The sequence below is a fragment of the Ectothiorhodospiraceae bacterium BW-2 genome, from assembly GCA_008375315.1.
Classification (GTDB): domain Bacteria; phylum Pseudomonadota; class Gammaproteobacteria; order Thiohalomonadales; family Thiohalomonadaceae; genus BW-2.
This window is the reverse complement of sequence record CP032507.1, coordinates 157,793-181,384: the sequence shown is the minus strand read 5'-3', so window position 1 is coordinate 181,384 and position 23,592 is coordinate 157,793. Positions and strand designations below refer to the sequence as shown.

The window sequence follows — 23,592 nt, the reverse complement described above, 5'->3', positions numbered from 1 at the left end:
TATATTTAATCAAATGGCGGAGACGAAGTTAGTTGCAGATGAAATGGTGGCAAAATGAAATTTTTTTTCGAAACACTCACTCTCCTTAGGGTGGTCAATATCGCTTCTATTGGTTAATTATTGACCATAGTCGCTAAACTGAATAACTGTACCGTCCCACACTCTCCAAGGAGATTTGTCCCGCCCTTTTTTAGATGAGACAGAAGCAAAGTCCCACGCTAAAACAGAGCACACCTCACCCCAAAACAAAACGGGACAAATCCATCACAGACTCGTCCCGCTCTATTTGTGGTTGGCCGCGTTACCCACAACCCGCTCCCCTTACGATATATAAGGGTCTTCAGAGGAGCGAATTGTGGATAACGCTAGATTGCCCCTAACGCAACTCCTCAATAGCGGCCTGGATTAACTCATCGGGTAGATGATTCATCCCTTTTTCCGCTGCCAGATTTAACGAGGTTTTCAATAAACGGGCAGCACGGCGGGGAATCCCTCCCGAAGCTTGATGTAGCAACTCTATTCCCGAATCGGAGAGCAGGGTCTGAGACGCACCGGCACTTTCAAAAGCGTGTTCAATGAGCTGCCGGAATAGCTGGCGTTCAGTCACCGGTTTAAGCTGTAACCGCACATGGATCCGACTGTTTAAAGCATTATAGGGTTGTCGCTCCAGCAAAGTCGCCAGATAGGGGTGACCGACAAACCAAACGGTTAACAGCTCTTTCGAATCAAAGGCAAAGTTAATGAAGGCCGGAAAATCGCGAAAAAAAGCAGTGGGCAGATTTTGTGCTTCATCGATAATCCAGATCGGTAACAGCGCCTGATGGGTCGTGAGCTCTTCAATTCGTTGCTTAATATCACGCCACAATTGGGCTCGGCGATATGCCGGCTCCAGTCCGAGCTCTAGTGCCAGCGCCCGATAGATATCGACCCGGCCAAAATCGGTTTCGGCCAGATAGATAAGCTGATAACTGTGAGGATTCAGTCCTTCGGTGAGATGGCGTAGCCAAGCGGTTTTGCCCACCCCCGGCTCTCCGGTTAACAGTCCGACTCCGGGAGACTCCAATAACCACTGAAACCGGTTTTTCAGCCGCTCGTGCGTCTCATCATGCCACAAGTTTTCTTGACGCTGATCGAGTGGGAAGTGTTTGAATCCAAAGTGATGTAAGGTACGCATTAGGACTCCCCTCCGTAGTGGCGTTGTGCGGCCAGATCGACCGGTGAGGGGCCGCTACTGTGGTTCTCAGCGACGGCTTCACTTTTACGCTGGCGGCGGCGATGGGTGTTGGCCAGCTTATCCTCTAAAGTGGCTGAACTGATTGGGTTTCCATCGGCATCGACAACCCGTTTAACCGTTTGAGTATGCGGGTCGACTACCAGCGTCACGGTTTTACCACTGAGGGCATAATCGACCTCATAACGCACCCCCTCATAACTGACCGCTCCATCTCTACGCACTTTGCGCTCAACTCGGTAGTAGAAGATATCGTCCAGTTGTGTCGCTTTCTCCCCCAAAGGGCGAATCCGACTTAAATCGCGCTGATAGCGGAGAATGGGTGAGTCGTTTAAAGCACTGTGCTGTGCCGTATGGTAGTGCTGCTCCAACCAAGCCCACCAGAGGCTGTTTAATTGGGGCAGCGTCATCGACTCAAGCCTGAGTTCCGACAGAAATTGGGCTCTGACGGTTCGGTGCCACCGTTCCAGTTTGCCTTTTCCTTGCGGGGCGTAGGGGCGGCAGTGGATTAAAGCTATCCCTAACCGGGCGCAAATCCCTTTTAGCGAGTCAGCCCGATAGGCCGCTCCGTTATCAATGACCAGTTTTTTGGGGAGGCCGCGTTTTAATACCGCCTGTTTGAGTACCCCTTCCACATCCAGAGCCGTTTCGCCTAAACAGAAAGCGCCATGGGGCACCAGCCGGGAGGCATCATCCATCAGGCTGATAAGATAGACTTTGCGCAAGCGACCCTCATGCATCACCTTGGGGCCATGCATCGCATCACTGTACCAAATATCACCGGCAAACTCCGCCTCAAAGGCGCGATACTCTTGAGGTTCTGACTCACCGCCACGCACCGCAGAGAGCCCGTGCTGTTGCAGCAAGCGGTGTACGGTCGAGCGCGACAGCGACCCTTTTGGCACCTCGCCCCGCTCCTCCATCAGTCGAACCAACTGTCGGACAGAGCGCTTGAGGTTCTCTTTTTTCGCTAAAATGATTTGCTGCTGCAGTGAGGGGGATAATTTAGAGGCACCTTTGTCGAGCCTGGGCTTGGGAACGAGCCCTTCCAGCCCCTGTTTGAGGTAGAGATAGTACCACCCCTCAATGGTTTTGGCGCTTAACTGCGTACGGTGACTATTGGGAATCGCCCAAGTTCTCTGCGCCAGTTTCTCCAGCTCTTGTTTTAAATCGCCCTGCCGCAGTGTCTGGCTGATTAAACTGCCAATCACGCTAAAGCGAAACAGGGCGATGGGATCATTGCTATTCATGTGTTGCTCCAATGGTTAATTAAAGAGCGAGGGATTAAATAACAAACGATCTAAAAGCGGGAGTTGCTAAACAGTGTGGGGTTAATAATAACAGTAGGTTATCGTATCTTAACCCGCAAAAAAGTTGTCAGTTCACGGGACAATCACCCCTGTTCTATCGAGGGTTGCCATACATTTTGACAACCCTACACTCTTCAGCGCTTGCTGCCAGTAAGTTTCAAAATGGCTGTAGCGCTCCTGCTGTGGGAAAAAAGTGGCCAGCCTGAAACGGTACAGCTGACTCTTCTCGTCCAGCCAGCCCCACCAGCGGGTTAAGGTGCGACGCGACGGCAAAAATTGTTGACTGACGGCATTAAATGACTGGCCACATAGCACGGCTAACAGCATCTGTTGCTGGATAATCCAAAGATACCAGCGTCGGGGCGGAATACATTCGGGTAAACGGGAGCAGGTTCGCTTACATGCCGGGCAAAAAAAGCGGGGAATTGGGCAAGGGTTATAAACCCCCTGACTCTCCAACCCTCGATCCGGATAGCGAAAATAGACGCCATGGCTCCACAGTTGTGTTTTGCCACAGGGCGGGCAGCAATCCGGAAAATATTGCTCCGGATTGACCTGAAGTTGCTGATGGTGTTGCTCAAGAGTGGTGATATTGGGCACAATACGCGACATGGGTACTCCTTTCGGTTGCGTGCGATGACGGCAAATTGTCACATTTTACCGCAGGGAGATACCCTCTGTTTTTCTTCTTTCCGTCCCAGACTGCTAGCAAGTGAATTGAAAAAGAACCTCTTTGTCAGAGCGGGTCATTTCGGCTGTAGTGCCCTTTGATTTTGTGGGTCGTTACAGCCCCACCCACGGGGTGGGTCTTGTCGTTGCTATTACCATCGTACCACGCCACGCTGTTTTCACTGTTGCCACCGCAGTAGGTTTGGCCGCTTTTGCCACCACGACAGGCGTACTCCCACTGCGCTTCACTCGGCAGGCGATAGCGCTTGCTGGTTAACCCGTTCAGCTTTTGCAGAAAAGTCTGAATATCATCCCAACTGACTTTTTCCACCGGACAGGTGGCACAGCCACTAAAGTTGCTGGGATTACTACCCATCACCGCCTGCCACTGCGCCTGGGTGACTTCATATTTGCTTAACTTAAAGCTCTCGACACAGACTTGGTGTGCCGGTTTTTCATAATCACTTTTCGCCCCTTCACCCATCTGAAAACAGCCTTTGGGGATGGTCACTATATTTTTGGCAATATCCGCGAGGGCATTTTTGGCGTGCGCTTTCTGCTCGGCAAGGCGCCGGAAGCTGTCAAGTAATTTGAGACCAGTTGTTAAAAAAATAAAGCTCTAAATCTAGCCGGTGATTGCCACTGCCCTCACCGGCAAATTTCGCCTATGTTGAGTCATGACGCAACAAGGAGCGAACATGACCCTCATGGCCCTTTGCCGCAAGAGCCAAGCCCTTCAGCAAGGGGGAGCTGCAAGGCGAACTGCAACCCCTAATCTAGGAACCTCCCTCCTGCACCGCGTTACCCACAGCCCGCCCCCCTACGATAATAAGGGGGTCTCCGGGGGGCGGGCTATGGATAACGCTCTGTCATTCAGCCACCACAACCGGCTAAAGCCATCGACGATAGACCCACTAGCGGCACCGTCACTCATCTCTCCTTCGCTCTATTCAGGGTTGGATAGTTGACCTCCAGCGACCCCACCCCCTCCTCCGGTAGAGCGGGGTTAATCCATACCTCAGTAGGGGGTTGCTTAACCTTGGGCTCACCATGAATAAAGCGTTTCGGATGCTGCTGATAGGCCTGCTTCAGCGCCTGTTCACGCTGCTCGCTAACCTCCTTGTAACGACCGGTAAATACCTGCTCTGGAGTGAACCACGCAATCCCTCGATGGTGGTGGTGGAAACAGTACCAGTCAACATAGTCACTAAACCATATTCTGGCATGGTCAACTCCTGTCAATCGTTGAGGATAATCGGGTTGTTGCTTGAGTGTTTTAAATTGACTCTCGCTAAACGGATTGTCGTTACTGACTCGTGGACGGCTGTGGGAGCAGGTGATCCCCAGTTCGGCCATCAAGTCGAGATAGCCTCTGGCGGTCATCGGCACACCTCTATCCTGATGCAGTGTTAAGCCACTGAGCGCGACCCGATAGCGAGCCGCTGCGTCACTGATTAACAGCTTGGAGAGCTCACTATTCTCCTTCCTTGAGACCATCCAAGCCACAATAAAACGGCTGTAGAGATCCATCACCACATAGAGATTCAAGAAGTTACCCTGCTCTGTGGTGGGAAGCTTAGTGATATCCCATGTCCAAACATCATTCGGGCGGGTCGCCCGTAATCGGGGGATAGCGTGTGATTTGGCCGGTTTTTGAGCTCGCCGCTCTCCCGTCTGTTGATTAGCACGAAGGATCCGATACATCGTACTGATTGAACAGTAATATTTCCCTTCATCCAGCAGGCTAGCATAGATCTCTGCCGGAGGTTGGTCATAGAATCGTTCGCTGTTCAAAAGCCCCAGAACGGCTTGCCTCTCTGCCTCACTCAGCGCATTGGCTGCGACGGGTCTTGGAAGGCTCGCTCGGGGGGAGACAACCGGAGCCTGTCGGCGGTAGTAGCCTGCACGCGAGAGCGCTAGGCTATCGCAAGCGGCTCTTATGCTCACCGAACTGGGGCACTCTTTTTCAACTAATCTCATAAGCTTATCTCTGTGTTCATCTGCTCCAATAAGCTGAAGGCTTTTTTTTGGAGCGCAATCACCCCTTCGGTCTGCTGTAACCGTTGGCTAAGACGCTGAATTTCCTTCTTTAAACGCTCTATCTCCTTATCTCGCTTGTCTAGGCTCGGTTTGCGACCACTCTGTTTCCCTTTCAGGCCAGCCTGCCCCTGTGCTTGCAGTTGTCGGCGCCATTTGGTCAGATGGGAGCTGTAGATCTGCTCTTTGCGCAGCAGCTCGCCTAGCTGACCCGGCTCCTTGCACTGCTCTGCTTCTGCTAGGATCCGAAGCTTCTCTTCCTCACTAAATTTGCGGTAGGAGCGCTTCTCTTCATCGGGGTCGGTAACCTCGTTGGAGGGTAAAACGGTAGTATCTTTGGGCATCGTGTATCTCCTCTGTTGCCCCCCTGATTCTACATTCATTTCTCATCAGGGGTGGTCTCAGGGTATCTTGACACTCAGGGGCGCTTGGCTTCGCGTACTTTACCGGCCTCAGTCAAGCGGCTCTTTAAGTCGAGGTCAATCGCCTGAACGGTATCCTCTGCCACAAAGATATCTTTGGTGCCATACTTTTCGTTGTAGTCATCGACCGCCTTTACCGCTTCAATTTTATATTCGCCCTCGCCGAGTTGAATGGCAAAGCTCTGCCCCGCCTGGCTCGGTGTGCTGCCCTTGCGTTTGCCATCAACATAGATTTTGGCATCGCCGGGACTGGTGGTGATGCGGACAATGCCTTTGTCGGCCAGTGCTGCCATTGGCAGGGCGAGCAGCATCAGCAGCGTCGCAGTGAACAGGGTTAGTTGGTATTGGCGCATGGTTTCTCCTCGTCGTGAATGTAAGTGAATCGTTGAAATGGGAATCAATATAAGGTGTCCAACGGCATGATAACGACTATTCGGCTATAGCTGCCGCATTCAGGTAGTTCTGTTGCTGCAACCCGGGCACCACTTTGGCCAGCTGCACAAAGTCACGGTCGTGGTGCAGCAGTATCAGCCGGTTCTCTATCGCACATTGAGCAATGAGGGTGTCGATGGTCGAGCGGATAGTTATCCCTCGCTGGCGGCAGTGCAGGTAGTGTTTTGCGGCGGTGGCGTAACTGGCCGCGCCGTTTTGCAGGGTGTAGAAGCGCTGCCCGGAAAGGTAGCGTTCAAAACGGTCGTAATGGGCCTGATCCTTCGCCCCTTGCAGAATCTCAAGGTAGATAAGGTGGGTAATGCCCACTGCAAGCGGGTTGGCGAGCAGTTGATCGAGCCGTTCAACATGCTGACCCGCTCTGCCGTTGATGTAGTCAATCCAGACTGAGGTATCGACCAGATACATCAAATTAACCCAGGCTAACCTCGATGCCTGCCCGTAGTGCTTTGTAGTCGTAGTCATCGGCAATGCCGCCGCTGCCTTTCAGCTCTTGCAGGTTAAGCCGTTTACGATTTTCGACAAACTCTTTCAGTGCCTGATAGACCAGCTCTTTTTTGGTTTTGATTTTGGTTAGGGCAAATGCCTCGTTGACTAGTTGGTCGTCCAGATTAATGTTGGTTCGCATGGGTTTCACCTGTATAACACACCTTTTGATGTGTATTATTTTAGTTCGGATGGGAGTCTGCCGCAACTGGGCCTTGTTCATCGTTTCGTCAGGGACAGCCACAAACCGGCAGCTTGCCCGATTTTACAAGAGACATGACACCTACACTCATGAGGCGTAAAATCTGTTGACGAAAACCATTTATCGCCACAAAAGAGGAAGTGCCATGTCAGAAGCAAGTGTAACTGAATCGGTCGCAAATCCCAAGCAGAAACCGCGCCGTAGCCGTATAGACATTGCCCAACTGTTAGAGCAATACGAGCAAATGACTCAGGAGCTGAGTGAAGCCGACATTGCACAGCACTTGGACATTCCTCGCACCACACTGCGTCACTGGCGTCAGCGCAAAGAGTCGCTGCCTTGCTCACCGGTGGTGGCTGACTTTTTTGAGCACCCGGATGGAATTGCGTTTCTGCATCGATTGATTATTACACTTCACTTTGTGCTGAGTTATCAACCGCATGGTCTGCGGGGCGTGATGCAAATTATTCAGCTCAGTGGACTGGATATTTTTGTGGCTAACTCACTGGGGGCTCAGCAAGCCGTTGCCCAGCCAATTGAACAGAAAATCCTTAGCTATGGAGCCGAGCAACGCGAACAGGCCGTTGCCCACCGCAGCCAAACGCCGGTAAAGCCTATCAGTTTGATCGAAGATGAGACCTTTCATCCTGACATTTGCTTAGTGGCGATGGAAGCGGTGAGCGGCTATATCCTTGTGGAGCAATATGCAGCAGATCGTAGCGCCGATACCTGGAATAAGGCGGTAGATGAGTCGATTAACGAGCTGACTATGAAGGTTATTCAATCGACCAGTGATGAAGCCAAAGGCCTCATCAGCCATGCCAAACATTACGAGGCCAATCACAGTCCCGATCTTTTTCACCTACTCCACGAAATAGCCAAAACACTTTTTCGGCGTTTTTCACAAAAATATAGCGAATGCCAGGCAGAGCTCAATCGCGCTCAGACAAGAGTCAACTCTTGGGAAGACCGGATAGAGAGGCAACAGACTGAGCAGAGAGGCCCCGGCAGACCCGCTAACCATCAACCCAGACTGGAGTATGCTCAAGCCGTTCTTGATAAAAAACAACGCGCTTTCGAGCAAATCGCCCGCGACTATCAGCAAGCCAAAGATGAGCTCAACGGCATCAGTTCAGACTACCATTTAGTCGACTTGCAAAAAGGCACAGGGTTACCGCCAGAAGAGCGCATCGACTTAATTCGACAGCGCATGGAACGGCTAAAATCTTTAGTCTATCGCTATGGTTTAGGCGATAAAGTGATCGCCTCTATTGAGAAGGCTGAGCGCCTACTCCCGGCAATGCAACAGACGCTTTGCTTTGTGACTGAGACGATTAATACCCGACTGAAGGAGCTCGATCTCAACGAGGAGATAACAGATGCTATTCATGATCAGCTTATTCCGGCGCTCTACCTTCAACGGGTAGCTCAGAGAATGACCACCGCAGAAAAAGCCCAACCGATCGCCGCTACCAGTCAGGCGTTGCTCGAACCCTTACGCCAATCCGAACACCCCATCATGTCATTACCCGAGCAAGAAAGGGTACAAGTTGAAGCCGTTGCCAATGAGTGCGCTGACCTGTTCCAGCGTTCCAGCTCTACCGTGGAAGGGCGCAATGGCCACTTAGCGCTTTGGCATCACCCTTTGCACCGACTCAGCGATGAGAGGCTCTCTGCACTAACTATCGTACACAACTATCATAACGCAACAGGAAACGACACACCGGCAAAACGCCTGTTTCAGCGACAGCATGACAGTCTATTTGCACACCTGCTTAACCAGGTTGATCTACCTCGGCGCCCCGCACAAAAACGAGTAAAACCGGACTCTAAGCCTGTGCTAGCGATGGCGGCCTGACGAAACGATGAACAAGGCCCGCAACTGAAAGCAGCCACTCTTGGTGGAACCATAGATTAAATGCGTGCTCTTAGCCGATTTGCGGAGATGAAATGTGAATAATAGATGGCTTACGCCACTGGTTTGCCTCGTGTGTTCACTAACCATGCCAGGGTCAGAAATGGGGTCAGGTCTTGCAATCCGGCATCCGTAACGCAATGCCCAAATGCGTGATTGCAAGACCTGACCCTCAGGCACTAGAAATGAAGTCGATTGACAAAGGCTCTATTGATCTTATTTATCTCGATCCACCTTTTTTTACTGAGCAAAAACATACGCTAAAAACAAACGCTTTTCTGATGGTCGCGTCGCGCAAGACCTTGTCGCCTTGAACCGCATGGGCAAACAAACTTTCCAAGCGTTTTGCGCGTTGCCAGGCGAAGCGACATAATAAATTGCGCCAGGAAATTCAAGTCGAAGTTGGCGAGTCATGGGGAAGTGTTAGCGCACCCATAACTGTCATGTCAAGACTTGACCTCTTAGCTCCAGCATCAAACACGCCCTGGTCAGTGATCATGACAAAAAGGAGGATAACCCGTTAGAAAATCACCAAAACAGGTACCATTTCGCAAGATTAAATCACTCATTACCGCACATCAAGAGTCTTTTTGTACCCAAAAACCGCAAACTAATGGGTAAGACGATAGAATTGTCATGGATTTTTGATATACTCACTCCATACCTGATCGACGGGGAAGATAACCGGTTTTCTGTTTATCCTGCCAAATGGAAAGATCACCCGTTAGGAAATCGCTGTTTTCGGCCGGATTCAGGGAGGCTAATGCGGGTCTGTTGGGAAGATATACGGATCTGTTTAATAACTTGTTAGGCGCAGGAAAAGAAATGAGTCCAACTGTATTTAGAGCCGACACTCCGCACACCTTGAGCATCAGGAACTATTTCCCCAGATCTAGTTATTTTCAGCGTTAGGTGAGACTCACATGGCATCACACATCAGCACGGGTTCAATGGAATCCCCTCAATATTACCGTAGCGAAAACCTGGATCATCTGGGTTTGGTTGCAGGCATGTACGATGAGCTGGGGATCGGCAGTCTCATCGATGCATTGATACTTCAAGACGGGAAAAAACGTGTCGTCTCGATTGGCCAGGCAGTTAAAGCCATGGTTTTAAATGGTTTGGGCTTTGCCAATCGCGCGCTGTATCTGACAGAGCAGTTCTTCAGCAATAAACCCGTGGAACGCCTCATTGGCCCAAATATTGAATCAGCGCATCTGAATGACGATGTATTGGGGCGCGCTTTGGATGCGATATGGAACTACGATCCTTCAGTGCTCTACCCACAGCTCGCATCACAAGCGGTGCACAGGTTGGGATTGTCGTGCCGTTTTGGACATCTGGACTCGACCAGTTTTCATGTTGATGGTCGGTACAACAGTGATGAAGAGCCGGAAGAGGGTGTCATTCAGCTCACCAAAGGCTACAGTCGTGATCACCGCCCCGACCTGAACCAGGTGGTACTGCAACTGATTTGTGAGCGTCAAGCCGGAATCCCATTACTGATGCAGACGCTGAATGGTAATAATAGCGATAAAGAGAGCTTTCGTGAGATGGTGACCGATTTCACCGAACAGATGGATAGCGATTTCAGTATCGAATACCTGGTTGCCGACAGTGCGTTGTATACAGCCGATACACTCAGTTCGATGAATCACCTGCTGTGGATTAGTCGGGTACCGGAAACGCTGAATTTGGCACGCGAGATCATCGATATGACGGCTCCTGAATGGATACACACTCCGGAACAACCCGCCTTCCGCGCGCTGGGGGTCAACTATGGCGAGGTTAGGCAGCGTTGGGTCGTTGTGTTTTCACCAGAAGCCTACCAGCGTGCTCAGAAAACTATCAATAAACAGTGTGGCAAACAAAGTCTGGCTGAGTTGAGGGCATTTACCAAGCTATGCAAGCAAAATTTTGCCTGCGACGCTGATGCCCGCCAAGCGTTGACTCAATTTGAAACGACGCTGAAGCTGAATACTCTCAGTGAGGTGGAGATCAACGCTATCCCGCGCTTTAAGGGTAAAGGCCGACCCGCACAAGGGCGGCAACCCGACTATTTCGATTATCGCATTGAGGGTGCGATGGCTGTAGATCTTCAAGAACGCACCCGTCGCTTGCAACGCAAAAGTTGTTTTATCCTCGCCAGTAATCAGCTCGACGATCAAGCCTTACCGCATGAAGAACTCATTGCGGCCTACAAAGACCAGCAAAAAGTCGAACGCGGCTTCCGCTTTCTTAAAGACCCAATGTTTATGGCATCGACACTGTTCCTTGAGTCACCTAAGCGCATCATGGCGCTGATGATGGTCATGACTCTGAGTCTGATGGTGTACGCCGCTTTGGAACATCGTATTCGGGAACGACTGGCGGCCTGCGACGAAACCTTCCCCAACCAAAAAGGTAAACTCATCAACAATCCTTCTGCACGCTGGGTTTTCCAATATTTTTCGGGTATTACATTGCTTGTTATTGCGGAAACGCAGGAGCTTGTGCTGAATCTGAATGAGTATCATATCGCTCTGGTAAACATGTTGGGTGAGCGCTATTCCAAGTTATATTCTGGAAGTGGATGATGTCGTGCGGAGTCCCGGTAATAAGCATGAAAACAGCCATTATTCTATTCACAGGCTTAATTTCATTCTCATCTAAAATAAATTTTCCATGTGTTTTATTAACATCCTAATGATAAAGTCAATATTTCTAAATAGCTAAGTTTATTGAACTCGATTTCTGTCATACCTATATAATCTGGATGCGCAAAATTTTTTGATAACCTTACTATATCTCTTGCATTAAATTTACCACTCAATCTTCTTACGTAATAAAAAAACCCTAATTTGTCTGTTGTTGTTAGGCACAATTTATTAACATATTCATATTTAGATGTATAAGGTAAAGTAACCATAAGTTGTTTCTTGCCATTTTTTATTTGGTAAAGGTCTGGTTCATAGTCAATAATTTTATACCCATCCTCAGTATGGATAATATTTTTATTATTTATATCACCATGAATGAATCCTAAGCTATTAATATGTTCCAATGCTATAGCAATTTTTTTTAATTCGACAGTATCAATTTTGTAGTTTTTTTCTTTCTTTAAATATTTTTTTTATATATATACGTATCAGCATCGACATCGATTTGTGTGTTTATTAATGCTTCATATTTATGATATGAAAAATTATTAATTATATCAACTCTATTCCCAATAATATCGCAAGAAGAAAGCAAATTACCTTTTCTGTAGTACTTATAAATATAACCATCTTTTTTAACTAATTTTTTAATGCTTGCACCTTCATCATCCATTCTTCATCTCTAAAATGTTTCTTTATAAAAAAAAGCAATTTTGCTTAGTTCGCTATTTTTGTTTGCTCTTGTAATGCTGATTTCAACTATTTTTTTTGATAATTCAGTATACTTTTTTAATAAAGATTCTGATAAATACAAAAGCCCCTTCAAGTCTGATGTATTATTAAATATTACAGATAGTTGTTCAATTTCATCATCATTTAAGTTATTTGTTTTGATATAATCGTTAAAGTCTTGATAAAATTTCCTAGATACAATAATATTTTCAAAAACAGCACATGATGATATATGTGAAAATTGTGCGTCTGAGTTGTAATCATCATTTTGAAATTCAAGGCCATTGGCTTTAAATAAGCATCTGATGAAGTTTATTAATAACCATTCAATTTTATCAACCAATTCACCATCTTGCACATCATGATCATAAAAATCAAACAATCCTTCTGGATTTTTTTTCATAAATGGAGAAAGCTTTCTATACGTCTCTTTAGAAACTATTCTTTTGAAGAGATTTCTCTCAAACATTATAAAATGTATTAAAGCCTGGAGGCTCATATCATATGAGCCATCAACCCAATCTAAATAAAATTTATTATAACCATATCCAGGTCGGACTTTAAAATTTAGATTTGGATTATTTTTATAATAATCCAAATCTTGCATAAAAATTATTTTTAATTCATGTGCTGTGAATTGAACAGCATATTCTGAATTTTTATTCAACATCCGACATTCCGCACAGCAATTCAGAGTCACCGCCAAACCAGCATCACTACATAGCCTTGCTTTCTTGGCGACAATACCCCCCCTCTTCTCAACATTTCCTTGTTGAAAAGTCAACTATTTCAAATTGTACAGCGGTGTTGAGTGAGCTTGTCTCCAGTGTGTAATGAGGGTTATCCCGAATTTCGGAGCGGGGATCTCCATCGTCTTTTAATTGATGAGTCGAATCTGGCAGGGGCGCCCGGTGAGTTGGGCTAATTTCGTTACCGACAGTTTTCGTTCAGTCATAACGGCAATCATCTTTCCCCAGATGCGCTTTAAGGTCATCTTCCCCTGCATAACACTTTGAAATGTCTTGCTAAATACCAGTAACTGATTGATGATGTGAGCTATTTGCAAGCACTGGTAGTAATTCTTGGTCGCCAGATAACTCACCCGTGAAAATTTGTGCTCTAATGCATATCCATGATTTTTTTGGGTATTAAAGCCTTCGTTCTCTATTTTCCAGCGTAAGCGTCCGGTACGGCTCAATTCCGGTGCCGTATTCCAGTTGATGGGATAGGAGCTAATGTGAACGAACCGATTTTCAATTATCTGCCCCTCTTTGTCGGTGGTTGTCTCTATGCATTCCAGCCAGTGTAGTTTCACGCCATGATAGTCAATATCGTTAATCCATGTATAGTTTTGCTCAATGACATTATCCTGTTGCCGTAGAATGATTTTTCGTTGATTGCCGGATGTTAACTGGCACAAGGATTTAACCTCTTCCCAAACAGATGGCAGATTGCCATCCTTGAAGGTGACTATCCAGCCCCAACCATACTCTGAGCAAATTTCGAAGAATCCCTGATAAGGATAGAGTCCATCGGCAACCAGACAGATGGGTAGACGCGGAAACGCCGATTTCAACTTTTTTGCTAGGCGTTTGAATGCCTTACGCTCACAATCCTGTTTGTCATAGTTGCCCTCTTCGGGGTTTTCCAGCCACTCTGTGGCAATGGAGACGGAAGCTGTCAAGCAATTTGAGACCAGTTGTTAAAAAAATAAAGCTCTAAATCTAGCCGGTGATTGCCACTGCCCTCACCGGCAAATTTCGCCTATGTTGAGTCATGACGCAACAAGGAGCGAACATGACCCTCATGGCCCTTTGCCGCAAGAGCCAAGCCCTTCAGCAAGGGGGAGCTGCAAGGCGAACTGCAACCCCTAATCTAGGAACCTCCCTCCTGCACCGCGTTACCCACAGCCCGCCCCCCTACGATAATAAGGGGGTCTCCGGGGGGCGGGCTATGGATAACGCTCTGTCATTCAGCCACCACAACCGGCTAAAGCCATCGACGATAGACCCACTAGCGGCACCGTCACTCATCTCTCCTTCGCTCTATTCAGGGTTGGATAGTTGACCTCCAGCGACCCCACCCCCTCCTCCGGTAGAGCGGGGTTAATCCATACCTCAGTAGGGGGTTGCTTAACCTTGGGCTCACCATGAATAAAGCGTTTCGGATGCTGCTGATAGGCCTGCTTCAGCGCCTGTTCACGCTGCTCGCTAACCTCCTTGTAACGACCGGTAAATACCTGCTCTGGAGTGAACCACGCAATCCCTCGATGGTGGTGGTGGAAACAGTACCAGTCAACATAGTCACTAAACCATATTCTGGCATGGTCAACTCCTGTCAATCGTTGAGGATAATCGGGTTGTTGCTTGAGTGTTTTAAATTGACTCTCGCTAAACGGATTGTCGTTACTGACTCGTGGACGGCTGTGGGAGCAGGTGATCCCCAGTTCGGCCATCAAGTCGAGATAGCCTCTGGCGGTCATCGGCACACCTCTATCCTGATGCAGTGTTAAGCCACTGAGCGCGACCCGATAGCGAGCCGCTGCGTCACTGATTAACAGCTTGGAGAGCTCACTATTCTCCTTCCTTGAGACCATCCAAGCCACAATAAAACGGCTGTAGAGATCCATCACCACATAGAGATTCAAGAAGTTACCCTGCTCTGTGGTGGGAAGCTTAGTGATATCCCATGTCCAAACCTCATTCGGGCGGGTCGCCCGTAATCGGGGGATAGCGTGTGATTTGGCCGGTTTTTGAGCTCGCCGCTCTCCCGTCTGTTGATTAGCACGAAGGATCCGATACATCGTACTGATTGAACAGTAATATTTCCCTTCATCCAGCAGGCTAGCATAGATCTCTGCCGGAGGTTGGTCATAGAATCGTTCGCTGTTCAAAAGCCCCAGAACGGCTTGCCTCTCTGCCTCACTCAGCGCATTGGCTGCGACGGGTCTTGGAAGGCTCGCTCGGGGGGAGACAACCGGAGCCTGTCGGCGGTAGTAGCCTGCACGCGAGAGCGCTAGGCTATCGCAAGCGGCTCTTATGCTCACCGAACTGGGGCACTCTTTTTCAACTAATCTCATAAGCTTATCTCTGTGTTCATCTGCTCCAATAAGCTGAAGGCTTTTTTTTGGAGCGCAATCACCCCTTCGGTCTGCTGTAACCGTTGGCTAAGACGCTGAATTTCCTTCTTTAAACGCTCTATCTCCTTATCTCGCTTGTCTAGGCTCGGTTTGCGACCACTCTGTTTCCCTTTCAGGCCAGCCTGCCCCTGTGCTTGCAGTTGTCGGCGCCATTTGGTCAGATGGGAGCTGTAGATCTGCTCTTTGCGCAGCAGCTCGCCTAGCTGACCCGGCTCCTTGCACTGCTCTGCTTCTGCTAGGATCCGAAGCTTCTCTTCCTCACTAAATTTGCGGTAGGAGCGCTTCTCTTCATCGGGGTCGGTAACCTCGTTGGAGGGTAAAACGGTAGTATCTTTGGGCATCGTGTATCTCCTCTGTTGCCCCCCTGATTCTACATTCATTTCTCATCAGGGGTGGTCTCAGGGTATCTTGACACTCAGGGCCTCCCGTTAAGCCGAGTGTATGAACGCTTTTAACAGCTAATTGTCCATAGAGTGAGTCAATGCCATAGTTATATACAGCGTCTAAGGCTCGCCCCAGAGCATCGTCATTAATTTGATCAGCAGTAACTCCTTCTCCGATTAATCTATCGACAGGTTTATCCCGAAAAAAAAGAGGCGTGAGATAGAGTGCGCGATGAGCAAACCCTAATCCGTTCAAAATCATTGCTTTAACAGCCTGTCCGTGGGAAATAGTTTGTTTCTCTTCATCTTTAGGTAGTAGGGCATCTATTTGCTCAACCAACCCTAATTCATCAATCATGGCGGATACTAGACCCAAATGGTCTAGGGTTTTGGTTTCGTAATGGTTGGGATGTAATGGGGTACCTGTTTCTACATGGACTGACATACAATTCTACACCTGATGCTATATTAAAATTCACCAAATCTGGGCGTTGGCTAAATACTCAAGTGAAAATTTTGTATGCAGAACATCAAATACAGGCATGAATTTTGCTTAATATTATTCTTTATTTAAAATCAAAATTTTATTAAATTGCCAAATCTTGGAAATGTATGCGGAATGTCGGCAACATGGTCTTGTTCATCGTCTCGTCACCTTCATGAGGCATGATTCCCTCGCCTTCCCTCTCCGCCTCTCCCAGCGGGAAAGGGGTGGAGGGGAGCTGACGAAGAGATGAACAAGACCCTTCAACATTTAATCTTTCTTTCGCAAATTCATATTTATCTAAATTTTGATTAACAAACGCATCCTCATCATCACTAGCCATATAGTAACCACTATCATATTCACCTTGAGAATAATTCTGATATACCAAATCACCATCATCATTAAGCGCCTCAAGGGTAAAATCATACTCAACCATATCTAATGCTATACGATCTAGAATATCCCTTGGAATTTTTTTTGCAAGGACAATATATATAGATAGATTATCAAATTCAACATCGAATTTCTCTATGCTGATTCCTGATATATTATCTAATTCAACTGACTCATCGCTATATGAAGACATATAATATATATTATCTTCCATATTACCTGAAACCTTATCGTTAAAAGTATCTATAAATTCCGAAATTTTCTCTTGAGCAATTTCTTTAGCCGAATCAAATTCTTCTTCCTCCTCCAATAGCTCTTCTAAATCAGAATATAGAAATTTTAAACCAATTCTAATTGCATTTCTTTCATCATCATAGTTATCAAAATCAATATCATCTAAATCAATATCATTTTCATTATCTTCAAATAATTCACCACAACCACCATAATTCTCATAATCGTTTCTCATTTCATCTTCATATTCTTCCATAAATTCTTGGGCACGGTCTTCATCTTCCATATCATCTTTAATGAAATAATAGACATCACAATAATATCCATCATCCATATACTCTAAAGACTTCTTGAGGCATTCATTCATAAAGGTTGCGACGTAATCCGATTCATCTTCATAGATTTCTTTAACTTCTCTCGCAGCATCAAGAAGACATGTAACCCCTTCATAATCTTTTAATATTTCAAATAGGTCTTTTGCAGATTCTTTATCATTTCCAAAATTAATATCTGCAATAAGTTTAGCGAGTTCAATTATAGTCGAGCTATACCCCGCAAACTCAAATCGATCCTCAGCAGATAACAAAGAATCTTTTGCTTTATTTATTAATTCAAGACTCCATTTTCTGTCATTTAAGTTATTACCAATAGAATCAATTAACTCATTAAACTCAGATAAATCACATAAATTCCCTTCTATTTTTTTATAAATTTTTCTTGCCCATTGTTTATCATTTAAAGAGTCGTCACAAATAATATTATCTGCAATTAATCGTAATTCAGAGACATTATCTGAAGCCATCTCAATAGCTTTTCGATACAAATCTCTAGCCCATTCATGGTCATTTAATACATCTTCACGAGATATTTGAAAAGCAACATTATTTAGCTCCCTAACACTTTCACATGTATCAACAAAAATAACAAACAATTCTTTTGCCAATTCATTATTTTTATTAAATTCGTCATCACAAAGTCTTTCTGCCCAGTGATTAATATAATTACCGCCACTCAAATCATCTACAATTTCGCTTAAACTTTGATGCCCATCATATGTAGATTTAATTGCTTCAATTACCTGCTCTAAATTCATTACCAAACCCTTTGTGAAAAAATTTTGACGAAATCAATCTATATACTTCGGAGTTAAAAATTTCTTCATATAAAGACATAAAATTATAGTCTCACACTTACATGAAAAAAATTCTAAACTCATCTGCAATAATCGGAGCTCTGATGTACCCGTAGATGACCTTTTTCATTGCTTAGTTAGGAATAACTAAGAAATGGCACTTTTTGGTTTCACAGGAAACAGGACATCAATAATATCGGAGATAAAATTAGTTAACAAAACTATTTATCACCGTAACTAAGGAAACATCGGCCTTGTTCATGCTTTCGTCAGCCCGTTGGTCAGGGTAGGTTGGGCAAAGAGCGTTAGCTCGTGCCCAACAGAGTGCAGTTGGGCACGCTACGCTTTGCCCAACCTACCGTTAGATGACGAAACGATGAACAAGGCCAATCATGGCTTTGTTCACCGTTTCGTCAGAGGTAGCCACAAACTGGCAGTTTGCTCGGTTTAACAAGAGACATGACACTCCCATTCCTGAGGCGTAAAATCTGTTGAGCAAAACCATTATAGCTGAAAATGAGGGCATTTCGACAGCCTAGGCAGTGACCCTGTGGTTTGGAGAGGATACATACCGAAGCGCCCTTTTAAAGGGAAAACGAGTGAACTACAGAATGTCATGTTTACTCAGCAGGTATTCTAAGTTGTCGGTCTCTACGGCCAAGGTATAGGCACAATAGATAAACTCCTCCCACTGCATCTCCTCACTGGGATGGACCACCCTTCCTGTGATTGCCTGCGATGGGTCGACAACGAACTCCACCAGATCGATATGGCGATTTCGCATCCAAGTGTATTTGATGATATCCCTTGCATCGAGCTCCTTACAAAACCCCGCCCGTGTCGCATGACTCAGAAAAACTACCCGCTCGTGCGATGAGAAGAGTGAGATACGTTGTGTTCTTGGCAGTACCAGACCACCGAACTCGAACAGCAGGGTGGTAACACCCGCCTCATGTGTCACCCTGACACGCGTCCCGCCTGTGCGATCAACAGGGATGGGAGTATCTTCATTGATGGAATCGATAAGTGCGCGGATCGCATCCGGCAGCTCAACGCAATAGCCCTGCGGGTTGTGCTTAATCTTCATGCGCTCGAAGAGACGGTCAATTTCACAGCGTTGTGTCACCCCCTCACCGCCAACCAGCATCTCGGCATTGAAGTAAAGGTGATAGCTGTTCTTGGCATCCGAAGACTCGGTGACGAAGGTACGGTGAAATGTGGTCCATGACAGGTCGCACATCAGCTCAAGCAGTTGCGTCTTATTATCGATTCTGTAGATACCCGATTCGGCCTGACAGCTTAGCGATAGCAGCAACTCACCACTGGCTCTGGCCGAGCCCAACCTGATCGCCGTCTTGCCTGCCGGGATATCGACATCACTTTCCTGAAGATGATAGACCTGCTCACTGCCTTCGATCTTGTTGTCGATCAGGTTCATGAGGTGGGCGATCTCTGCCGTCCGGCGACGATCATTCTCTTCGACTTCCTCGACGGCACGAAATTCATTCGCTACTTCGACTGTCGGGTCATAGGGCGATTTAAGTGGCGTGAGGATCTGCTCGGGCACCTCTTCTTTCTCAAACATCGCCCTTTCTACATCTACGATATCCGCGACGGTGTGATCGCCTGGGACAACATCATGCAGGGATTTAATAAATTCATTGATATTCCGGCAGATCTGTCTGATCTGCAATGCCTCGATGCTCTCTTTGACGTACGGGAAGGTCACCTGGATATAGTCATCCTCCTCCGCTTGGCGCTCCAGGGCCATCAGACGACGTTGCGCCATGGCACCGACACGATCCACGCGCCCCGTCTTTTGCTCTAGGCTTACTGGTGAACCGGATAGACCATAGTGGACGACACTGTCACAAAAGGTGTGCAGATCCTCGCCCTCCTGAAACACGTCGGTCGTAACAAGTGCCAACGGGTAACCCGGCATACGGAACTTTCTCGCCTGAGCTGAACGCCCCGAGGTTTCACCTGATGCACCTATCACCGGGGAGACCGGATTCAGCATATTACTTAGGACTTTGCGGTATTCACCCTGGCTTTTCTCTAGGATCTCCGGGATGCTGTTTTTGATAATGAGTTCCATGTGGGCGCCCAGATGCACCAGTTCATGCCAGGTGGTAAACCCCCTGCTCTCCTTCTGGCGAGATAACATAACCACAAAGTCGCGGATCCATTGGGTACGACTCTCCACTGTGAGATTTCCTGGCCCCTGTTTCAGTCGCGCTAGGTAGATGTCGATGATCCCGTGCGCCGTTCTCAGAACGAAACTCATCAGGGTCTTATGGATCTCAAAACGCGCTAACTCATCCTCTATCTTCCCCGACTTGAGTGCTTCGTAGAGCTTTGCCTGCATGGGAACAATCGCATCCCCCAGGTCTACCGATTCCAGTTCGGTGTAAAGTGTCTCTGTGGAAAGTTGATTAGCGAGTTTGTCTTTATTCACATACTCATCACTCCGTTGTGAATAAGAGGTAACCATATGCTCATACAACGGTTTGAATTCTGCCAGGCCCTGATACTCAACCAGCCACCTGACAAAGGCTGTCTGGCAGGCATGAAAGAGCTCGTAGTGGTAGTTGGTGAGGTCGCCCGTGATATAGCTCCCTGCCATTGCGGCAATATCCTCACCGTTCTGTGCCAGAATATCTGTCAGATCGAGCCCCTCACGCCGACACAGGTACCATGCCCAATTCGGTTCAAGCAGGTTAACGATAACCTGGTTCTTGGCTGCCAGTCCATTTCGAACTGATTCCGGTGATGGAAACTCCCCGCCTGTGACCGCGAGCTGCGTTGCCGCCTCCTTGGGGAGAGCCCCACGAAAGAACCAGGCGAAAAAAGTGTCGTTCTTTGGGGGGAGTTCTTCTTCAGTAGTATCTACGGTTCGGTCAAACTCACCCCCAAGTAAATCTTTGTCACGCTTTCGACTCGCCTCCAGGTAGCTGGCATAGACACCCGCCATGATTGCCTTTGGTTCTTCGTGCTCTTTAAGCACATCATCGATGTAGCCACTTATCCATCTGTTATAGGCATCGTCGAGCTTATCCTTGATCTCGTTAACGCTTTTGACCCGCCGAACAAAGACGATCTGTTTCTTCGATTCATTGAACATCGCCTGCCCTAGGCGCTTGACCACGCTGTCCATCTTGGGATGCGGCAGGGTACGCCCCAAACCGTAGTCGATGTAGTTATCTACCAACTGCCCGATCACATGGCGATCCCGCGCATCGCTCTGCTTCTTGTCGGCCTTATCACCATCGAACTGCACAGGTTCTGAGCGGGTTGATTCGGCAAAGCTTTCGAAAGAGGCCAGCAGTCCCATCTGGAAGGAGGGGGAACCCGACTGGCGAGTCAACATCTCCCCCACCTTCTTCTGCACCAGTGCGGTCACCAGCTTCTGCTCATCTGATTCGAGCAGTATCTCGGCCTTGGGACCTTTTCGCCACTCGCGCCGATACATGTTTCTCGTCAAGTCATCGCCATTGACTTTGAGTGTATTGAGTCGTCTTACAAGGAAGTTACGTAACCGTTCCGTCATTTGAGGCTTGTCGTTGTCGTCCATCTCTTCAGGAAGCAGGTCGAGTCGGCCTACCATCTTCAGCTGGTTACGCAGCTGATTCAGGTTGCGGTCATAAGGCGTTGCCGAGAGCATCAAGGCATGTCTGGCACGAGGGAAGTATCCGTCCTCCTCCCGGAAGCCCAGTACCCCGGATAGCACCCTATTTCTGTCACTACTCTGAAAGTCGTGTTTGAAGTTATGAGCCTCGTCGATAACGACCAGATCGAAGGTTGGTAAGATATAGTTCAGGGCACGTGCATATTGCTCTTTTACATCGTATTTTGATTTGATGATCCCCTTCCATTCATGAGCAGGGATCAGCGCCTTGAGCTCATCACGCTTCCTTTCCCAGACTGAGACGTCATCGCTGATACTGATACTGAAACTGTCTTTACCAATAAAGAAGTCAGCATAATAGCCGGAGGCCGCATCATGCAGGAGATCTACAACATTACGACAGCTTTGATAAGGAGCGGCAGGCTTGCCCTCACGTGTGCGAATGCGCCCCTGACTGACCCGGACATTGGTACGAATGAAGGCCTTGTACTCTCTTACCCATTTCTCCTGTACATTACGGCTTGGGCAAATATACAGAACGCGTAGCATCGGATTGAAGTAACGCATTATTGCGACCACACCCAGAGCGATGTAGGTCTTCCCCATCCCGACCTCATCGGCCAGATAGGCAAGGCCGATCTCTGGGTCACAGATCCTGTTTTGCAGGGCAACTGCACCCTTGATCTGGATGTCGGCTAGCGATTCGAGTGCGTCATCCCCACCGGTGTAGTCGATGAGTTGTCTGGCGGTTTCCAGGTCGATGGGATTCATGCGGCACCCTCATCGACTGGCTTATATGCTCTGAAAAACTCCTCTTCGAACCACTTGAAGAAGGTTTTACGATTTTTCGGCGTATCGTCCTCAAGTACCAGACGGTCACCGGATTTAAGTGCCTCGATTTGATCCATGAGTTGGTGTTGCAGCGCCTCCACAGCCGGACGACCGGAGAACTCATCAAGTCGGTAGAGTTCCAGCGCAGATAGCAGTAACAGGTAGGTCGTCACCGCATTGAGCGGTTTATCATTCTCATCCGTTCGGGTGGCTCGCTCGATGAGGGAGGGTATGCTATCGACCCCCTTGCCTGTCAGGTAGTAGTCTAGTTGATGATATTGCTCAGCCTCAAGCGAGGCCTCGAGGCGTTTTCTTAGCCTGGAGAAGGCATTGAATATCTCTGCATACTCGCAGAAGAACTGTTCGATGATCTGATCATCGGTGTGAACGGTCAGCTCCCCCCCTTGCGCACTCAACACTAGGGCACGGATCTTGGCATCGACCAGCATCATCTGGCGACGCTCCTGGGACATCCCCGCATAGATAGCCAGGATCTGCTCCGCTGAGAGCGCAGGAAGGTCGAGGGGTTTGTGGCTCCATCCTATCTGCTGCAGTAATACCGGATGGGCGAGGATGATTGGCCGTTCCCTGCGATCCAGTTCCCGTCCCCGTACCTTGACCAGAGAGCCATTTCTAAGAGCCTTCTCCAGTCGCCCCGTCTCTCCCTCATACACCACCTCCTGGTAGGGGATGGCCCAGGGCTCGATGACAGGCTCCCCCTCCGGACCTAGGATCTCAATCTCGTACCTTTTGCGCTTCGTCTTTGTGCGCCCTTTCAGTTGCTTCGATACCCAGTCGTAGCAGAGGTGCAGGTCTGGCAATATCACCTCATCCCCTTTATCACTCTCCATTCCGGGCACAGCCTCATCCAGATCGGCAAACTGCTCCACCACCCTATCCTCCGGCATGGGCTCAAGCAGCGGCCCCGGGGTATCGAGACGAGCAAGAAAACCCGCCTCGACATTCTCATGGATGGCCTTATAGGTGAAATTGACTGAACCGACGAATACCCAGGAGGCCCGTCCATTGTAGAAATGGTAGACCTTGGCGTGCAGACGTCTGAAGTGATCACCAATCAGCCCGAGTGTGCGGGCGATTCCTTCTCGCCACTGGGCCCACTCAATCCCTTCCTCCTGCTGTATATGCTGGTAGTAGGCTTCCTGACCCATCTTTCGATTTGCTAGATCGAATAGTGCAAAAAATCAAATAGTTGAGACGAATTCAATGGGTAGTATGGCACTACATCTATGATTTTTCACGATGCAGAATGCA

20 protein-coding genes are annotated in these 23,592 nt (G+C 48.0%); 2 read left to right on the top strand and 18 right to left on the bottom strand.

What is annotated here, in order from left to right; all coding sequences use genetic code 11:
• Positions 1–376 precede the first annotated feature (376 nt).
• The 9 genes from D5085_00735 to D5085_00695 all read right to left on the bottom strand — a co-directional run bounded on the left by D5085_00735 (position 377) and on the right by D5085_00695 (position 6,747).
• Complete coding sequence (locus D5085_00735) at positions 377–1,174, bottom strand: ATP-binding protein (GenBank protein ID QEP41800.1); 798 nt, start codon at positions 1,172–1,174, stop codon at positions 377–379.
• Entirely contained in the window at positions 1,174–2,481 is a 1,308-nt protein-coding gene (locus tag D5085_00730) for an integrase (protein ID QEP41799.1), read from the bottom strand. Before D5085_00730 ends, D5085_00735 begins: the two co-directional genes overlap by 1 nt.
• A gap of 132 nt (positions 2,482–2,613) precedes the next feature.
• Positions 2,614–3,153, bottom strand: coding sequence for a hypothetical protein (locus tag D5085_00725; protein ID QEP41798.1), 540 nt, complete (start codon positions 3,151–3,153; stop codon positions 2,614–2,616).
• Between the two features lie 124 nt (positions 3,154–3,277).
• Entirely contained in the window at positions 3,278–3,694 is a 417-nt protein-coding gene (locus D5085_00720) for a formylglycine-generating enzyme family protein (GenBank protein QEP41797.1), read from the bottom strand.
• Positions 3,695–4,140: 446 nt separating this feature from the next.
• Positions 4,141–5,190, bottom strand: coding sequence for an IS3 family transposase (locus D5085_00715; GenBank protein ID QEP41796.1), 1,050 nt, complete (start codon positions 5,188–5,190; stop codon positions 4,141–4,143).
• A complete protein-coding gene (locus tag D5085_00710; GenBank protein ID QEP41795.1) occupies positions 5,187–5,630 on the bottom strand; it encodes a hypothetical protein in 444 nt (147 codons plus the stop codon). Before D5085_00710 ends, D5085_00715 begins: the two co-directional genes overlap by 4 nt.
• A 35-nt stretch (positions 5,631–5,665) precedes the next feature.
• A complete protein-coding gene (locus D5085_00705) occupies positions 5,666–6,022 on the bottom strand; it encodes a PEGA domain-containing protein (protein ID QEP41794.1) in 357 nt (118 codons plus the stop codon).
• Between the two features lie 76 nt (positions 6,023–6,098).
• A complete protein-coding gene (locus tag D5085_00700; GenBank protein QEP41793.1) occupies positions 6,099–6,527 on the bottom strand; it encodes a PIN domain nuclease in 429 nt (142 codons plus the stop codon).
• A gap of 4 nt (positions 6,528–6,531) precedes the next feature.
• A complete protein-coding gene (locus D5085_00695) occupies positions 6,532–6,747 on the bottom strand; it encodes a type II toxin-antitoxin system VapB family antitoxin (GenBank protein ID QEP41792.1) in 216 nt (71 codons plus the stop codon).
• A gap of 205 nt (positions 6,748–6,952) precedes the next feature.
• Here D5085_00695 and D5085_00690 point away from each other — a divergent pair, with 205 nt between their 5' ends.
• Together D5085_00690 and D5085_00685 are read left to right on the top strand one after the other, a co-directional pair.
• Positions 6,953–8,665 carry a hypothetical protein gene (locus tag D5085_00690; GenBank protein QEP41791.1) on the top strand — a complete coding sequence of 571 codons (1,713 nt, stop codon included), beginning with the start codon at positions 6,953–6,955 and terminating at the stop codon, positions 8,663–8,665.
• A gap of 1,007 nt (positions 8,666–9,672) precedes the next feature.
• Positions 9,673–11,298, top strand: a complete 1,626-nt coding sequence (locus D5085_00685; GenBank protein ID QEP41790.1) for an IS1634 family transposase — start codon at positions 9,673–9,675, stop codon at positions 11,296–11,298.
• A 523-nt stretch (positions 11,299–11,821) separates the two neighbouring features.
• Here the strand turns inward: D5085_00685 and D5085_00680 are convergent.
• From D5085_00680 to D5085_00640, 9 genes are all read right to left on the bottom strand, one after another.
• Positions 11,822–12,034 carry a hypothetical protein gene (locus D5085_00680; GenBank protein QEP41789.1) on the bottom strand — a complete coding sequence of 71 codons (213 nt, stop codon included), beginning with the start codon at positions 12,032–12,034 and terminating at the stop codon, positions 11,822–11,824.
• A 9-nt stretch (positions 12,035–12,043) separates the two neighbouring features.
• Positions 12,044–12,763 carry a hypothetical protein gene (locus tag D5085_00675; GenBank protein ID QEP41788.1) on the bottom strand — a complete coding sequence of 240 codons (720 nt, stop codon included), beginning with the start codon at positions 12,761–12,763 and terminating at the stop codon, positions 12,044–12,046.
• A 207-nt stretch (positions 12,764–12,970) separates the two neighbouring features.
• Positions 12,971–13,777 (bottom strand): hypothetical protein, encoded by an 807-nt coding sequence (locus D5085_00670; protein QEP41787.1) that lies wholly within the window; start codon positions 13,775–13,777, stop codon positions 12,971–12,973.
• A 345-nt stretch (positions 13,778–14,122) separates the two neighbouring features.
• A complete protein-coding gene (locus D5085_00665; GenBank protein QEP41786.1) occupies positions 14,123–15,172 on the bottom strand; it encodes an IS3 family transposase in 1,050 nt (349 codons plus the stop codon).
• Positions 15,169–15,612, bottom strand: coding sequence for a hypothetical protein (locus D5085_00660; GenBank protein ID QEP41785.1), 444 nt, complete (start codon positions 15,610–15,612; stop codon positions 15,169–15,171). Before D5085_00660 ends, D5085_00665 begins: the two co-directional genes overlap by 4 nt.
• Entirely contained in the window at positions 15,521–16,060 is a 540-nt protein-coding gene (locus D5085_00655; protein ID QEP41784.1) for a DUF4277 domain-containing protein, read from the bottom strand. Before D5085_00655 ends, D5085_00660 begins: the two co-directional genes overlap by 92 nt.
• Positions 16,061–16,202: 142 nt before the next feature.
• A complete protein-coding gene (locus tag D5085_00650; protein QEP41783.1) occupies positions 16,203–17,822 on the bottom strand; it encodes a hypothetical protein in 1,620 nt (539 codons plus the stop codon).
• A gap of 643 nt (positions 17,823–18,465) precedes the next feature.
• A complete protein-coding gene (locus tag D5085_00645; GenBank protein ID QEP41782.1) occupies positions 18,466–22,260 on the bottom strand; it encodes a helicase in 3,795 nt (1,264 codons plus the stop codon).
• Positions 22,257–23,489, bottom strand: a complete 1,233-nt coding sequence (locus tag D5085_00640; GenBank protein QEP41781.1) for a hypothetical protein — start codon at positions 23,487–23,489, stop codon at positions 22,257–22,259. The genes D5085_00645 and D5085_00640 overlap by 4 nt, the downstream gene beginning before the upstream one ends.
• Positions 23,490–23,592 lie beyond the last annotated feature (103 nt).

Coding starts and splice junctions, on each gene's coding strand:
- D5085_00680 (QEP41789.1), bottom strand. CDS start 12,034: ATGGATGATGAAGGTGCAAGCATTAAAAAATTAGTTAAAAAAGATGGT.
- D5085_00710 (QEP41795.1), bottom strand. CDS start 5,630: ATGAATGTAGAATCAGGGGGGCAACAGAGGAGATACACGATGCCCAAA.
- D5085_00660 (QEP41785.1), bottom strand. CDS start 15,612: ATGAATGTAGAATCAGGGGGGCAACAGAGGAGATACACGATGCCCAAA.
- D5085_00700 (QEP41793.1), bottom strand. CDS start 6,527: ATGTATCTGGTCGATACCTCAGTCTGGATTGACTACATCAACGGCAGA.
- D5085_00715 (QEP41796.1), bottom strand. CDS start 5,190: ATGAGATTAGTTGAAAAAGAGTGCCCCAGTTCGGTGAGCATAAGAGCC.
- D5085_00720 (QEP41797.1), bottom strand. CDS start 3,694: ATGGGTGAAGGGGCGAAAAGTGATTATGAAAAACCGGCACACCAAGTC.
- D5085_00695 (QEP41792.1), bottom strand. CDS start 6,747: ATGCGAACCAACATTAATCTGGACGACCAACTAGTCAACGAGGCATTT.
- D5085_00650 (QEP41783.1), bottom strand. CDS start 17,822: ATGAATTTAGAGCAGGTAATTGAAGCAATTAAATCTACATATGATGGG.
- D5085_00705 (QEP41794.1), bottom strand. CDS start 6,022: ATGCGCCAATACCAACTAACCCTGTTCACTGCGACGCTGCTGATGCTG.
- D5085_00655 (QEP41784.1), bottom strand. CDS start 16,060: ATGTCAGTCCATGTAGAAACAGGTACCCCATTACATCCCAACCATTAC.
- D5085_00730 (QEP41799.1), bottom strand. CDS start 2,481: ATGAATAGCAATGATCCCATCGCCCTGTTTCGCTTTAGCGTGATTGGC.
- D5085_00645 (QEP41782.1), bottom strand. CDS start 22,260: ATGAATCCCATCGACCTGGAAACCGCCAGACAACTCATCGACTACACC.
- D5085_00685 (QEP41790.1), top strand. CDS start 9,673: ATGGAATCCCCTCAATATTACCGTAGCGAAAACCTGGATCATCTGGGT.
- D5085_00675 (QEP41788.1), bottom strand. CDS start 12,763: ATGTTGAATAAAAATTCAGAATATGCTGTTCAATTCACAGCACATGAA.
- D5085_00690 (QEP41791.1), top strand. CDS start 6,953: ATGTCAGAAGCAAGTGTAACTGAATCGGTCGCAAATCCCAAGCAGAAA.
- D5085_00735 (QEP41800.1), bottom strand. CDS start 1,174: ATGCGTACCTTACATCACTTTGGATTCAAACACTTCCCACTCGATCAG.
- D5085_00665 (QEP41786.1), bottom strand. CDS start 15,172: ATGAGATTAGTTGAAAAAGAGTGCCCCAGTTCGGTGAGCATAAGAGCC.
- D5085_00725 (QEP41798.1), bottom strand. CDS start 3,153: ATGTCGCGTATTGTGCCCAATATCACCACTCTTGAGCAACACCATCAG.
- D5085_00640 (QEP41781.1), bottom strand. CDS start 23,489: ATGGGTCAGGAAGCCTACTACCAGCATATACAGCAGGAGGAAGGGATT.